The organism is Methylocystis sp. Uni0008 (genome assembly GCF_056838045.1).
This window is the reverse complement of sequence record NZ_CM166370.1, coordinates 884,506-898,326: the sequence shown is the minus strand read 5'-3', so window position 1 is coordinate 898,326 and position 13,821 is coordinate 884,506. Positions and strand designations below refer to the sequence as shown.

The 13,821-nt window shown below is 66.0% G+C and carries 11 protein-coding genes; 10 read left to right on the top strand and 1 reads right to left on the bottom strand.

The window, feature by feature from the left end:
* Positions 1–3 precede the first annotated feature (3 nt).
* The 9 genes from murG (at position 4) to AC0X69_RS04440 (ending at position 11,068) form a co-directional block, all read left to right on the top strand.
* On the top strand, positions 4–1,119 hold the full coding sequence (murG, locus tag AC0X69_RS04480; RefSeq protein ID WP_482611695.1) for an undecaprenyldiphospho-muramoylpentapeptide beta-N-acetylglucosaminyltransferase: 1,116 nt from the start codon (positions 4–6) through the stop codon (positions 1,117–1,119).
* Positions 1,116–2,525, top strand: a complete 1,410-nt coding sequence (gene murC / locus AC0X69_RS04475; protein WP_482611693.1) for a UDP-N-acetylmuramate--L-alanine ligase — start codon at positions 1,116–1,118, stop codon at positions 2,523–2,525. The genes murG and murC overlap by 4 nt, the downstream gene beginning before the upstream one ends.
* Positions 2,526–2,667: 142 nt before the next feature.
* Entirely contained in the window at positions 2,668–3,588 is a 921-nt protein-coding gene (murB, locus tag AC0X69_RS04470; RefSeq protein ID WP_482611691.1) for a UDP-N-acetylmuramate dehydrogenase, read from the top strand.
* A gap of 309 nt (positions 3,589–3,897) precedes the next feature.
* The gene (locus AC0X69_RS04465) at positions 3,898–4,821 is read left to right on the top strand and encodes a D-alanine--D-alanine ligase (RefSeq protein ID WP_482611689.1); all 924 of its coding nucleotides are present in this window, start codon (positions 3,898–3,900) and stop codon (positions 4,819–4,821) included.
* Complete coding sequence (locus AC0X69_RS04460) at positions 4,788–5,807, top strand: cell division protein FtsQ/DivIB (protein WP_482611687.1); 1,020 nt, start codon at positions 4,788–4,790, stop codon at positions 5,805–5,807. Before AC0X69_RS04465 ends, AC0X69_RS04460 begins: the two co-directional genes overlap by 34 nt.
* Positions 5,808–5,811: 4 nt before the next feature.
* On the top strand, positions 5,812–7,122 hold the full coding sequence (gene ftsA / locus AC0X69_RS04455; RefSeq protein ID WP_482611685.1) for a cell division protein FtsA: 1,311 nt from the start codon (positions 5,812–5,814) through the stop codon (positions 7,120–7,122).
* Positions 7,123–7,275: 153 nt separating this feature from the next.
* A complete protein-coding gene (gene ftsZ, locus AC0X69_RS04450) occupies positions 7,276–8,913 on the top strand; it encodes a cell division protein FtsZ (RefSeq protein WP_482611683.1) in 1,638 nt (545 codons plus the stop codon).
* 254 nt (positions 8,914–9,167) lie between these two features.
* Positions 9,168–10,016, top strand: a complete 849-nt coding sequence (lpxC, locus tag AC0X69_RS04445) for a UDP-3-O-acyl-N-acetylglucosamine deacetylase (protein ID WP_482611681.1) — start codon at positions 9,168–9,170, stop codon at positions 10,014–10,016.
* A 167-nt stretch (positions 10,017–10,183) separates the two neighbouring features.
* On the top strand, positions 10,184–11,068 hold the full coding sequence (locus AC0X69_RS04440; RefSeq protein ID WP_482611679.1) for an outer membrane protein assembly factor BamD: 885 nt from the start codon (positions 10,184–10,186) through the stop codon (positions 11,066–11,068).
* Here the strand turns inward: AC0X69_RS04440 and AC0X69_RS04435 are convergent.
* On the bottom strand, positions 11,065–11,964 hold the full coding sequence (locus AC0X69_RS04435) for an alpha/beta hydrolase (protein ID WP_482611677.1): 900 nt from the start codon (positions 11,962–11,964) through the stop codon (positions 11,065–11,067). The two genes, AC0X69_RS04440 and AC0X69_RS04435, sit on opposite strands and share 4 nt — an antisense overlap.
* A 111-nt stretch (positions 11,965–12,075) precedes the next feature.
* On the opposite strand from AC0X69_RS04435, the gene recN reads away from it, so the two are divergent.
* Positions 12,076–13,755, top strand: a complete 1,680-nt coding sequence (gene recN, locus AC0X69_RS04430; protein ID WP_482611675.1) for a DNA repair protein RecN — start codon at positions 12,076–12,078, stop codon at positions 13,753–13,755.
* Positions 13,756–13,821 lie beyond the last annotated feature (66 nt).

Genomic DNA, 13,821 nt, shown 5'->3' with positions numbered 1-13,821 from the left:
TCCATGAGCGATTCGCCGATTCTCCTCGCCGCCGGCGGCACCGGCGGCCATCTCTTTCCGGCCGAGGCGCTCGCACATGCGCTCGCTAAGCGGGGCGTGGCGGCGGAGCTTGTCACCGAAGAGCGCGCGCTGCGCTATGGCGGCGACTTTCCGGCGCGGGCCATGCATGTGATCCCTGCCGGAACGCCGCGCGGCGGCTCGCTCTTGGCCAAGGCGCAGGCGGTCGCGCGCCTCGCGATCGGCACGGCGCAGGCGGTCGCGCTGCTTAAACAGGTGAAACCGGCGGCGGTGATCGGGTTCGGCGGCTATCCTACCGTGCCCCCTTTGCTTGCGGCGTCCTATCTCGGCGTGCCGAGCGCCTTGCACGAAGCGAACGGCGTCATGGGCAAGGCCAATCGCTTCCTCGCCGGGCGCGTCGACCGGATCGCCGCCGGGCTGACGACTCTCTCCATGCCGGCGGAGTTGCAAAGCAAGGTCGTCGTCACCGGCAATCCGGTGCGTCCCAATGTGCTCGAAGCCGCGAAAACGTCCTATCCGAGCTTTGAGGACGGAACCTTCCGGCTGCTTGTCGCCGGCGGCTCGCAGGGAGCGCGCGTCATGTCGGATATCGTGCCGGCGGCTGTCGCGGCGCTTCCCGATGTGCTGCGGACAAAAATCGCCGTGGTTCAACAGGCGCGGCCGGAAGACATTCAGCGTGTTGAAGCAATCTACGCCGGCGCAGGAGTGCGCGCCGAGATCGCGCCTTTTTTCGCCGATTTTCCGGCGCGCGTCGCCGCGGCGCATTACGTCATCGCCCGCGCGGGCGCCTCGACGGTTTCCGAGCTTGCGGTCATCGGCAGACCGGCGATGCTGGTGCCGCTGCCGCACGCGCTCGACCAGGATCAGGCGGCGAACGCCGCCTTTCTCGAACAGGCCGGGGGCGCCGAAACCGTGCCGCAGAGCGGGTTCACGCCGGAATTTCTGACGCGGCGCCTTTCGGAACTCATCGCCGCGCCGGCGCAGCTTTCCGCGCGCGCCGAAGCGGCCAGACGCGCAGGCGTCGCCGACGCAGCCGATCGCTTGGCTGATCTGATCATCGGCGTCGCGCGAGCGGACCCCGCCAAACGGAGACAGGCATGAAACTGCCGCGCGAACTCGGGCCCATTCATTTCGTCGGCATCGGCGGCATCGGCATGTCGGGCATCGCCGAAGTGCTGCTCAACCTCGGCTACAAGGTGCAGGGCTCCGATGCGGCCGAAAACGCCAATGTCAAGCGTTTGACCGAGAAAGGCGCGACGATCAGCATCGGTCATGACGCAAAGAATCTCGGCGAAGCCGCGGTCGTCGTCGTCTCCACCGCCATCAAGCGCGACAATCCCGAACTCGTCGCCGCGCGCGAGAAACGCCTCCCCGTGGTGCGTCGCGCCGAAATGCTCGCCGAGCTCATGCGCCTGAAGCAATGCGTCGCGATCGCCGGCACGCATGGCAAGACCACGACCACTTCGCTCGTCGCGACGCTGCTCGACGCCGGCGGTCTCGATCCGACGGTGATCAATGGCGGCATCATCAACGCCTATGGCACGAATGCGCGTCTGGGCGGCGGCGAGTGGATGGTGGTCGAGGCTGACGAGAGCGACGGCACATTCCTCAAACTGCCGGCGGACGTCGCCATCGTCACCAACATCGATCCGGAACATCTCGACCACTTTCACAGCTTCGATGCGGTGAAGGACGCCTTTCGCAATTTCATCGAGAATCTGCCGTTCTATGGCTTCGCGGTGATGTGTCTCGACCATCCCACGGTGCAGGAGCTCGTCGGCCGCATCGAGGACCGCCGGGTGATCACCTATGGCGAAAATCCGCAGGCTGATGTGCGTCTCCTCGACGTGAATCTCGAGGGCGGAGTCTGCAAATTCAACGTGCTGTTGCGCGACCGCAAGACGTCGCAGGCGATCTATCTCGAGGATCTTGTCCTGCCGATGCCGGGCCACCACAACGCGCTGAACGCGACCGCCGCCGTCGCTGTCGCGCATCAGCTCGGAATGTCGCCGGAGCAGATCCGCAGGGCGCTCGCCGGTTTTGGCGGCGTGAAGCGCCGTTTCACCAAGACCGGCGAATGGAACGGCGTGCAGATTTTCGACGACTACGGTCATCACCCGGTCGAGATCGCCGCTGTGCTGCGCGCCGCCCGCGCATCGACCAAGGGCAAGGTCGTCGCGCTGATGCAGCCGCATCGCTTCACGCGGCTGCAGTCGCTCTTCGATTCCTTCGCGACATGCTTCAATGACGCCGACGTCGTCATCATCGCCGACGTCTATCCCGCTGGCGAGCAGCCGATCTCCGGCGTCGATCGCGACTCTCTCGTCTCGGCCATAAAGGCCCACGGCCATCGCCGCGCGTTAGGGCTTCCCTCGCCGGAAGTTCTTCCCGCGATGGTTCGCGAGATCGTCGCGCCAGGCGATTACGTCGTGTGTCTTGGCGCCGGCAATATCACGCAGTGGGCCTATGCGCTGCCGGAGCAGCTGGCGGCGGGGCAGGGGCAGTGATGTTGTTTTCACCCCCTCCCTGTCCCTCCCCCGCTAAAGCGGGAGAGGGGACGCTAACGAGCTCTTCCTACGCAGCTTGCACAAAGCGCGCGATCTTCTCCCTCTCCCGTGAAACGGGGGAGGGTTGGGGAGGGGGCATGACGTGACTTTCCCCGACATCTCCGCCGATCTCCGCGCACAAATGCCCGAGCTGCGCGGCAAGATCTCCGCCAATGAGCCGCTTGCGCCCTATACATGGTTTCGGGTCGGCGGGCCGGCGCAGATTCTGTTCATGCCGGCGGACGAGGCCGATCTCGCCTATTTCCTTGCGCGACTGCCGCGCGAGATTCCGGTCACGGTGATCGGCCTTGGCTCCAATCTCATCGTGCGCGACGGCGGCGTCGAAGGCGTGGTCATCCGGCTTTCGGCCAAAGGCTTCGGCGAGATCGTCGCCGAAGAGGGCTGCAGGCTGCGCGTTGGCGCCGCGGTTCCGGATGTGAAGGCGGCCCGCGCCGCGGCCGAAGCTGGCATTGATGGGCTCGCCTTCTATCGCGGAATCCCCGGCGCGATCGGCGGCGCGCTGCGCATGAACGCCGGCGCGCATGGCGGAGAAACCAGGGATGCGCTGATCGAAGCGCGCGGCGTCGGCCGAAGCGGCGACATCCGCGTCTTCGCCAACGCCGATATGGGCTACGCCTATCGCCATTGCTCCGCGCCCGATGACGTGATCTTCACCCAGGCGCTTTACCAGGGACGGCCCGGCGATCCGGCGGCGATCATCGCCGAGATGGACCGCATCACCGCGGCGCGCGAGGCCTCGCAGCCGATCAAGGAAAAGACCGGCGGCTCGACCTTCAAGAATCCTGAGGCCGCAAAGGCCTGGCAGTTGATCGACGCCGCCGGCTGCCGCGGACTTGTCGTCGGCGACGCGCAGGTGAGCGAGATGCACTGCAATTTTCTCATCAATCGCGGCCATGCGACCGCCGCAGACATCGAGACGCTTGGCGAAGAAGTGCGCCGGCGCGTGCGTGAGACAAGCGGCGTCGAACTGCATTGGGAGATCAAGCGCATAGGCGTCGCTTGAGGCGAATGGCGCGAGTAGATTGCGTCGTCGCTGCTGAGATCTTAGCGTGGACGCTTGAGGAGATTCCCGCCGTGCCGCTTCGAAAAAAATCGCACAGATTCTCGGACGCTATCGAAGCGGCGGCCACGTCGAAAAGCGGCGACGAGCAGGGACCGAAGAAGAGTCCTTTGGTCGAAGATCGAGTTTCGCGAGCGTCAAGCGCGTCAAGCGACTCGCTCTGTCCTTTCGCCACATTCACCGAATGGGCTTCGGAAGCCGACGAAGCCGCCTATTCGGATCTCTAGTTGGCATTTTTCAAGTCGAGAGCACATGACCAAACACGTCGCCGTTCTGATGGGCGGACTTTCCGCCGAGCGCGAAATTTCTCTGCGGTCGGGCGAAGCCTGTGCGAAAGCCCTGGAAGAGCAGGGATTTCGAGTGAGCCGCGTCGACGCCGGCCATGACGTCGCGAATGTGCTCGCGGCGCTCAAACCCGACGTCGCCTTCAATGCGCTGCACGGCAAGTTCGGCGAGGACGGCTGCATCCAGGGCGCGCTGGAGCTTCTCTGCATCCCCTACACGCATTCGGGCGTGCTCGCGTCTTCGGTGGCGATGAAAAAGGACGTCGCGAAGACGGTGATGGCGGCGGCGGGGGTCCCGGTGCCGAAAGGCCGCGTTCTGCACAGGTTGGACGCGGCGAAAGAGCATGCGCTGCCTCCGCCTTACGTGCTCAAGCCGGTATCCGAAGGCTCCTCCTTCGGAGTCTTCATCGTCGGCGAGGGGCAAGAGCGTCCGCCGCAGGAATTATGGCGCGAGGATTGGACGCATGGCGACCTGATGCTCGCCGAGAAGTTCATCGCCGGACGCGAACTCACATGCGCCGTCATGAACGACAAGGCGCTGGACGTGATCGAAATCCTCGCCGCCGACGGCGGCTGGTACGACTATCACGCGAAATACGCCAAGGGCGGCTCGAAACACGTCCTTCCGGCGAATCTTAAACAGAATATTTACCAAGAGGTCCAACATTTGGCCCTCGAGGCTCATCGAGCTCTCGGCTGTCGCGGCGTAAGCCGCGCGGACTTCCGATACGACGACCGCCCCGGAGGTACGGGCGAGCTCGTCGTATTGGAAGTGAACACCCAGCCGGGAATGACGGAGACCTCGCTCGTGCCAGAAATGGCGGCTTACGCAGGTTTTTCGTTCGGCGAGCTGGTCAAATGGATGGTGGAAGACGCGTCCTGCGATCGTTGAAGGAGTCGTTTTCGGCTCGGCATTCGCTCGTCCCCATCGTTCCCGGAGAAGCTCCCTACGCGCTGGCGGCGGCCGCCGTTACGTCGGTCCCGCCCGCCGCATCTTCTTCCCCCGCGGCTGCGGCGGCGGCCGCGCCGCGCGCGCAGTCTCGCAGAAGCCGCAGCGAACGCTTTCTTTCACGTCTCACCCTGTTGGGCCGGCCCGGCGTCGGCACGCTGGCGATGCTCGCGCTCTTTGGCGCGGTTGGCGCGGCGGGGTTCGTCGAGAATGGCGGCTACGCCGCTCTCGTCGCGAGCGAAGGCGAACTTTACGACATAGCGGCGCGCGCCGTCGGCTTTCCCATTTCCGCAGTCACCATCACCGGCCAGTCGCGCTTGAACGAACGCGAACTGCTTGAGGCCGCGGGCGTCGGGCCGCGAAACTCCTTGTCGTTTCTCGATGCGACGGCGGTGCGCGAGCGGCTGATGCAGGTCCCTCTGGTCAAATCCGCGCGTGTGATGAAGCTCTATCCCGATCGCCTGGTCATTGCGATCGAAGAGCGGCAGCCAAGCGCGCTATGGCAGCGCGACGGCCGCGTCGCCGTCATCTCCGAGGACGGCGTGCCGATCGATGAGCTGCGCGATCAGCGCTATCTAGGACTGCCTTTCGTCGTCGGCGAAGGCGCGCAGAAGCGCCTGCTCGAATTCCACATGCTGCTCGGCAAGGCCGGCGATCTCGCGCATCGCATCAAGGCCGGCGTGCTCGTCGCCAAACGCCGCTGGAACTTCGAGATGACCAATGGCGTCACCGTGAAGCTGCCCGAGGTCAATCCAACCGGCGCGCTGGAGGCGCTCGCGCGCCTGCAGCGGGAGGCGCGCATTCTCGACAAGGACGTGATGTTCATCGATCTGCGCATTCCCGATCGGGCGAGCGTACGGCTGACCGAAGAGGCCGCCGCCGCGCGCGAAGCGCAGCTCGCGCCGCGCAAGTCAAAGAGTGGTGGTTAGCCGTATGATTTCGCCCATTGCCCCGCCGCGCATGAAGCCGCTCTCGCCCCGGCGGTCCGCGACATTCGCCGCGCTCGACGTCGGCACGTCGAAGATCGCCTGCCTGATCGCGCGGCTGACGCCGCTTGGCGCCGTCGCGCCCGGCGATTGGCGCACGCATCGCGTTCGCGTCGTCGGCATCGGCCACCAGCGTTCTCTCGGCGTGAAGAACGGACTTGTCGTCGACATGGACGCCGCCGACGCCGCCATTCGGCAGACCGTCGACGCCGCCGAGCGCATGGCCGGCATGCAGGTTGAGCACGTCATCGTCACCGCTGCGGGCGGCCGGCTGTCTTCCGAGCACTTTCAGGCGAAACGCGCCATCGGCGGCCGTGAAGTCGCCGAACACGATATCCATCGGGTTCTCGAGGCTTCCGCCGCGCATCATCTTCATCGCGGCCGCGTCGTCGTGCACTCGCTGCCCATGGGCTTCTCGCTCGACGGCGTATCCGGAATCCGCGAACCCAAGGACATGATCGGGGAGGAGCTCGGCGTCGACCTCCATGTCGCCACCTGCGACCAGGCGGCGGTCCGCAATCTGCTCCTTGCCGTCGAGCGCAGCCATCTCAACGTCGAAGCCATGGCCGCCGCGCCTTATGTCGCCGGTCTCTCGACGCTCGAACCGGACGAGGCCGAGATGGGCGTCGTCGTGGTCGACATGGGCGCCGGATCGACGTCCGTGGCCGTCTTCGCGCGGGGCGAGATGATCCATCTTGACGCTGTCGCGCTCGGCGGCGGTCACGTCACGATGGACATCGCGCGCGGTCTCGACGCGCGCCTCTCCGACGCGGAACGGCTCAAGACCTTTCATGGTTCGGCGATCGCGTCGACCTCCGACGAGCGCGAAACCATCTCCTTCGATCATGTCGGCGAGAGCGATCACAAGGCGCATGCGCCGAAATCGCATCTCGTGCGCATCATTCGCCCGCGCGTCGAGGAAACCCTCGAATTCCTGCGCGATCGCTTGGCGAAAGCCGGGCATCCGAGCGGCCCCGGACGCCGCGTTGTGCTCACCGGCGGCGCGAGTCAGCTCACAGGCGTCGCGGAGGCGGCGCGTCGCATTCTCGGCGGCCAGGTTCGGGTTGGACGTCCGGTCGGCGTCGAGGGCTTGCCGGAGTCGGCAAAGAGCCCCGCCTTCGCCGCCGCCGCCGGCCTCCTCGTCTATCCGCAGGTCGCGGCGCATGAATATTTCGAGCCGCGCCGGGTGGAGCGCGCGGCGACGGGAACTGACGGATACATCTCGCGCGTAGGGAGATGGTTAAGAGAAAGCTTCTAGTATCGCGTGAGAGTGATTCTTTCGACCCGGTGCGCCGTTCGACGGCGGAGGGACGAGCAAGATTGCCGAGGACGACGCGTTCGGCGACCGGGCGTCCAAGGGCGAAGGACAACGGGCGCCGAGTCGTGAACGCAATGGTGAGAGGCCTGGCAAATGACGATCAACCTTAAAGCTCCCGAACTAAGGGAATTGAAGCCCCGCATCATGGTTTGCGGAGTCGGCGGCGGCGGCTGCAACGCCGTCAACAACATGATCTCCTCCGGCCTGTCCGGCGTCGATTTCCTCGTCGCCAACACCGACGCCCAGGCGCTCGCGTCGTCGCAGGCGGAACGCATCATTCAGATGGGTCTGCAGGTGACCGAAGGACTGGGCGCCGGCGCTCAGCCGGAAGTCGGCCGAGCCGCCGCGGAAGAAGCGCGCGAAGAAATCCGCGAGCATCTCGGCGGCGCACATATGTGCTTCGTCACCGCTGGCATGGGCGGCGGCACGGGCACCGGCGCCGCGCCTGTAATCGCGCAGATCGCGCGCGAGATGGGCATTCTTACCGTCGGCGTGGTCACGAAGCCTTTCCACTTCGAAGGTCAGCGTCGCCTGCGCATCGCCGAGTCGGGCATCTCCGAACTGCAGAAATGCGTCGACACGCTGATTGTCATCCCCAATCAGAATCTTTTCCGCATCGCCACGGAGAAGACGACCTTCGCCGACGCCTTCGCCATGGCCGATCAGGTTCTCTATTCGGGAGTCGCTTCGGTCACGGACCTGATGGTCAAGGAAGGCCTCATCAACCTCGACTTCGCCGACGTGCGTTCGATCATGCGCGGCATGGGCAAGGCGATGATGGGCACCGGCGAAGCCACGGGCGAGAATCGCGCCAATCTTGCCGCGGAAGCCGCGATTGCGAATCCGCTGCTCGATGAAGTGTCGATGAAAGGCGCGCGCGGCCTGTTGATCTCGATCACCGGCGGCCACGACCTGACGCTTTATGAGGTCGACGAGGCGGCGAGCCGCATTCGCCAGGAGGTCGACGAGGACGCCAACATCATCCTCGGCGCGACATTCGATTCGTCGCTCGAGGGCGTCGTGCGCGTCTCTGTGGTTGCGACCGGCATTGATCTCGCCGCGATCACCGCCGACGACCCGACGAGCGAATCGCGTCTCGCTGAGGCCGCCGAGCGGCTGCGCGCCCAGTTGCATCAGGCGCGCGCCCAACAGGCGGCGGCCGCGGTCGAGGCCGCGCCGCTCCTGCGTCCTCGGGAGGAGCCGCAGGCCACGGCCTATTACGCCGAGCAGGCGCCGGCGCACGGCGTCTACCTCGAGCCGGCTCCGCCGCGTCTCGCCTACAGTGAGCCGCCGCGGGTCGAGGCTGAGCGCCACGACATGCCGGCCGGCGCCTATGTGCCGCCTGCGCCCGAGCAGCCGCGCGCGCCGCGCATGCCGCAGATTGAGGATTTTCCCCAGCCGATCCAGGACCAGCTGCGCCAGCAGATGGGCGGCGGGGATCATCGCCGCAAATCGATCTTCGAGCGCCTCGCCTCCTTCGGAGCGAGCCGCCAGGAAGATTCGATGCATGGCTCTCCCGCGCCTGCGCCGCGCCAGCAGATGGCTCCAGGAGGCCCCCAGCCTTCGGCGACGCACGCCGAATACGGCAAGCGCCCGGTCGCGCCGCCGCCGGTTGGGCACGGCGGACACGCGACGCTCGATCCGCATGGTCGTCGCGCGCTGCAGCCGCGCCCGTCGGAGGAGGATCATCTGGAGATTCCGGCCTTCCTGCGCCGTCAGGCCAATCACTGAGCGTCTCGACAATCGGCAAAGGGCCCGCCCTCGCGCGGGCCCTTTTCCTTTGGCCGTCGCCCTGTAACAAACTGTAAGAAAGCGTGACTGGAGCGTTCGCGCCTGAATTTGCTATCTTTCATTCGGGCTTTAGGGAGGGTTGCGCCATTCGCTCGGATTCACGCCGACATGCGTCGCGCGCGCGCCGCGCTGCGCGACTTGACGGCTCCCACGCGCCAGCGGTTCAGCACACGCTCACCCGAAGCGTTACGCTCGTGGGCCCCGGCGTGCATGGCGGTCGTCCCGCGAGGGCGACGCTCACGCCCGCAGGCGCCGACGCCGGGATCGTGTTTTCCGTCGCCGGAGCCGAGATCGAAGCGCACTGGTCACGCGTCGACGCGTCGAAACTGCGCACGCGACTCGCTGAGGGCGGCGTCAGCGCGTCGACCGTCGAGCATCTGATGGCGGCGCTCATGGCGCTTGGCGTCGACAATGCACTCATTGCGCTCGACGGCGACGAGGTGCCGGCGATGGACGGCTCGGCGCGCGACTTTGTCTCGGCGATCGACGAGGCCGGCGTCATCGCGCTTGCGGCGCCGCGTCGCCGCTGGCGCGTCATCAAGCCGACGCGCGTCGCTGACGGCGCCGGTTGGGCGGAGCTGAGTCCCGCAGAAACGGGCCTTCAACTCGATGTGGAGATCGCCTTTCCGGAGCCTGTCGGCCGCCAGCGTTTGGCGATGGGCCTGACGCCCGAATCGTTCCGGCGCGAGCTGGCGGACGCCCGCAGTTTCGGTTTCGTGCGCGATGCGGAACGACTTTGGCGAGAAGGCCTCGCCCTGGGCGCCGATCTCGACAATACGCTGGTCTTTGACGAGGGAGGCGCAATCAATCCGCAGGGGGTGCGATTCGCCGACGAATGCGTGCGTCACAAGATGCTCGACGTGGTCGGCGATCTGGCGCTCGCAGGGGCGCCGATCATCGGCGCCTTCCGCTCCTATCGCGGCGGTCACGGCCTCAACATCGCGCTGCTCGAAGCTGCGGCGCGCAGCGGCGCCCTGGCGCCGGAAGTCGAAGACGCGCGCAATGAAAGCGCGCCAGGGCCGAGGCCAAGCCACTCGCCATAATCTCGCCAGATGAAGGTTCTTCTTTCAGCCGACCGCAAGGCGGGATCGGCGCGCCGCCACGCCTTTCAGGCGCAGGGCAGGGGGCTGCCTGCGGCGGCGATTGGCAGATCAGCTTTAGAAGGCGTTGGGACGCGCGGGCGTCGCGCAGCGCCGCAACGGGGCAACAAATGTCGGTTTTCGCTCGTTCATTCAGTGTGTTGGCTTTGGCGTCGGCCTTGTCGATAGGCGCTGCGCCGGCGCGCGCCGACCTCATGGACTCGATCACCAGCGGTTTCGGCCTCTTCAACAGCGGCGGAACAAAATACCAGACGGAGATCACGCCGGACATTCCGGCCGACGATCTCTACAACGCCGGATTGGCGCGGCTGAAGGCCAAGGATTACGAAGGCGCTGCAAAAAAATTCGGCGAGCTGGAGAAGCAATATCCGTCGTCGGACTGGGCGCGCAAAGGCCTGCTGATGACCACTTTCGCTCAGTACGAGCAGCCCAAATATGACGACGCGGTGCAGTCGGCGCAGCGTTACATCGGCCTTTACCCGAATTCGCCCGACACGCCATACGTCTACTATCTCGCCGGCATGTCCTTCTACAATCAGGTGCCGGACGTGATGCGGGACCAGCAGTCGGCTGAGAAGGCGTTGGAGATCTTCTCCCAGCTCATTCAGAAGTTCCCGAAGTCGGAATATGTGAACGACGCGAAATACAAAATGCAGGTGACGCGAGATCAGCTCGCCGCCAAGGAGATGAACGTCGGACGCTTCTATCTCCTCCGCAAGAATTACCCTGCCGCGATCAATCGCTTCCATGACGTTCTCGGCAAATATCAGATGACGCGGCATACCGAAGAGGCGCTCTATCGCCTCACCGAAGCCTATCTCGCCATGGGCGTCCCCAACGAAGCGCAGACGGCCGCCGCCATCCTGGGCCACAATTACCCGGATTCGCAGTGGTATAAGGACGCGCATGCGTTGCTGAAGACCGATGGTCTCGAGCCGCACGAATACACGGATTCCTGGCTCTCGAAGATCGGCAAGACGCTTCACGCGATCTAGCCGTCCTGCGCCGCAAAGTGTTCCTGCATGAATGCGCCGGCATGCGCGAGCGCGCGTCGGCCCTCTTCCAGCCGCGCATTCCATAACAGCCAGGCGTGGATCATGCGCGGCCAGACCTCCAGCGTGATCGGGACATCCGACGCGCCGGCGGCCGCAGCGAGCCGCGTCGAATCAGCGAGCAGCGTTTCGTTCGAGCCAACCTGAATCAGCATCGGGGGCAAGCCGCTCAGATCGCCGAAGAGCGGGGAAACGCGCGGGTCCTGGCGATCCACGCCGGCCGGGACGTAAGCCTGCGCAAGTTCCTCCAGATAGGGCTTGTGAATCAGCGGATCGACGCCGTCCTTGGTCGTCAGCGTCTCGCCGGAGAGGGTGAGATCAGTCCACGGCGAGACAAGCCAAGCGCAGGCGGGGAGCGGCTCCTTGAGGTCTCGCAGCCGCATGAGCAAGGCAAGCGTCAGTCCGCCGCCCGCGCTGTCGCCGCCGATCGCGATCCGCCCCGGGGCAAATCCCTGCTCTCGCAGAAATCGCCAGGCCGCGAGCGCGTCGTCGTAGGCGGCGGGAAACGGATGCTCGGGCGCGAGTCTGAATTGAATCGCAAGCGCGCGGGCGCGCGCCGCGCGGCCCGCTTCGGTCGCCATTCGGCGGTGGCTGACGATCGAGCCGGAGCAATATCCGCCGCCATGAAAGAACAGGAGTGCGCGCGACGGATCGCTCGTTGGCGCGCAAGACCATTCGGCGGCCTTGCCGTCGATCGACGCCGGCTCCAATGATATGTCCGGCGCCGTCGGCCAGACAGCGCCGACTTCCTCGATGCGGGCGCGCCGCGCCGGCCAGCCGACGGGTCGCGGCTTGGCGCCCAACAGCGCGCGTATGTCCTCGATCCCGACATCGGCCATGAAAATCTCCATTTGGAAAAGGGCGCTCGCGACTATAATCCAGGCGCGTCCGTGCGTCGCCGGCGCGGCCTCCGCCGTATGCGTGCGCCAAGGGCATTTGAGCGAAGCCTCATGCTGGTTCGTCTTTCGATTCGCGACATCGTTCTGATCGACTCGCTCGATCTGGAATTCGCGCCGGGTCTGACGACGCTCACGGGCGAGACGGGTGCCGGAAAATCAATTCTGCTCGACGCCTTCGTGCTGGCGCTCGGAGGACGCGGCGACGCGTCGCTGGTTCGCGCCGGCTGCGAGCAGGGGCAGGTGACGGCGGTTTTCGATACGTCCGCGAACCATCCCGCGCATCTTGCGGCGCGCGAATTCGGACTGGCGAGCGCGGACGAACTGGTGTTGCGCCGGGTGCAGGCCGCGGACGGCCGCACGCGGGCGTTCGTCAACGATCAGCCCGCGACGGCGCAGGCGCTGCGCGCCATCGGTCGCGAGCTCGTCGAGATCCATTGTCAGCATGACGAACGCGCGCTCGTCGATCCTGGCGCGCATCGCGCGCTCGTGGACGCGCATGGCGCCCTGGTCGCACAGGCGAATGACGTGCGCACGCGCTATGGCGCATGGCAGGCCGCGCGGCGCGAACTGGCGGAAGAAGAAGAGCGCGTCGCCAGAGCGCGCGCAGACGCTGAATATCTACGCCACGCATACGCGGAGCTCTCGGAGCTCTCGCCGCAGGAAGGCGAGGAAGAATCGCTTGCCGAACGCCGGCTCTTCATGCAACGCGCCGAAAAGGTCGCCGCCGACATCTCCGACGCGCTCGCGGCACTTGCGAATAACGGATCGCCGGCGCGGGAAATCGCTCAGGCGGCTCGGCGACTGGAGCGGCGTCTGACGCAGGCGCCGCAACTGCTGGACGCGCCTGCGCGCGCGCTGACGCAGGCGGTCGACGCGCTGGGCCTCGCTGAAGAAGCGCTCGAACAGGCGCTCGCCGAGACAAGATTCGATTCAGCCGAACTGGAGCGCATCGAAGAGCGGCTGTTCGCTCTGCGCGGCGTCGCGCGCAAGCATCAGGTGGCGGTCGCGGATCTTGCAAAGCTTGCGGAGAAGTTCGCCGATGACATCGCATCGCTTGACGCTTCCGAGGCGCGGCTCGTCGCGCTCGAACGCGCGCTCGCGGACGCAAAGCTGTCGTACGACGAGGCGGCCCTGGCGCTCTCACAGGCGCGAAAATCAGCTGCGCGAAAACTCGATGCGCTGGTCGACGCCGAGTTGAAGCCGTTGCGGTTAGATGGCGCGCATTTTTCGACGCAGGTGACGAGCGATCCTCAGTCTGGAGGACCGGAAGGGATCGATCGCGTCGAATTCTGGGTGCAAACCAATCCAGGGTCCCGTCCGGGTCCGCTGACCAAGGTCGCATCGGGCGGCGAGCTTGCCCGCTTCATGCTGGCGCTGAAGGTCGTGCTCGCCGATCGCGGTTCGGCGCCGACGCTCGTCTTCGATGAGATCGACACCGGCGTCGGCGGCGCCGTCGCCGACGCCATCGGCCAAAGGCTGGCGCGGCTCGCCGCACGCGCGCAAGTGCTCGCGGTCACCCATGCGCCGCAGGTCGCCGCCCGCGCCGGCCAGCATCTGCGGATCAGCAAGGGCGCGCCAGCGAAGGCGGGGAAGGACAGGCGGGTCGCGACCAGCGTCGCCGTGCTTGCCGAGGGCGAGCGGCGCGAGGAGATCGCCCGCATGCTGTCGGGCGCCGCCATCACCGAAGAGGCGCGCGCCGCGGCGGCGCGGCTGCTGGAGGGGGCGGGGTAGAACCTCGCCCGCAATCTTGATGACAAGGTCTTGAGCGTTATGTAACATGTTACGCAAGCCCGGATT

What these genes read in the sequence shown, in the direction of transcription:
- murG (WP_482611695.1), top strand. Translation starts at nt 4, where the DNA reads ATGAGCGATTCGCCGATTCTCCTCGCCGCCGGCGGCACCGGCGGCCAT.
- murC (WP_482611693.1), top strand. Translation starts at nt 1,116, where the DNA reads ATGAAACTGCCGCGCGAACTCGGGCCCATTCATTTCGTCGGCATCGGC.
- AC0X69_RS04465 (WP_482611689.1), top strand. Translation starts at nt 3,898, where the DNA reads ATGACCAAACACGTCGCCGTTCTGATGGGCGGACTTTCCGCCGAGCGC.
- AC0X69_RS04460 (WP_482611687.1), top strand. Translation starts at nt 4,788, where the DNA reads ATGGATGGTGGAAGACGCGTCCTGCGATCGTTGAAGGAGTCGTTTTCG.
- ftsA (WP_482611685.1), top strand. Translation starts at nt 5,812, where the DNA reads ATGATTTCGCCCATTGCCCCGCCGCGCATGAAGCCGCTCTCGCCCCGG.
- ftsZ (WP_482611683.1), top strand. Translation starts at nt 7,276, where the DNA reads ATGACGATCAACCTTAAAGCTCCCGAACTAAGGGAATTGAAGCCCCGC.
- AC0X69_RS04440 (WP_482611679.1), top strand. Translation starts at nt 10,184, where the DNA reads ATGTCGGTTTTCGCTCGTTCATTCAGTGTGTTGGCTTTGGCGTCGGCC.
- AC0X69_RS04435 (WP_482611677.1), bottom strand. Translation starts at nt 11,964, where the DNA reads ATGGCCGATGTCGGGATCGAGGACATACGCGCGCTGTTGGGCGCCAAG.
- recN (WP_482611675.1), top strand. Translation starts at nt 12,076, where the DNA reads ATGCTGGTTCGTCTTTCGATTCGCGACATCGTTCTGATCGACTCGCTC.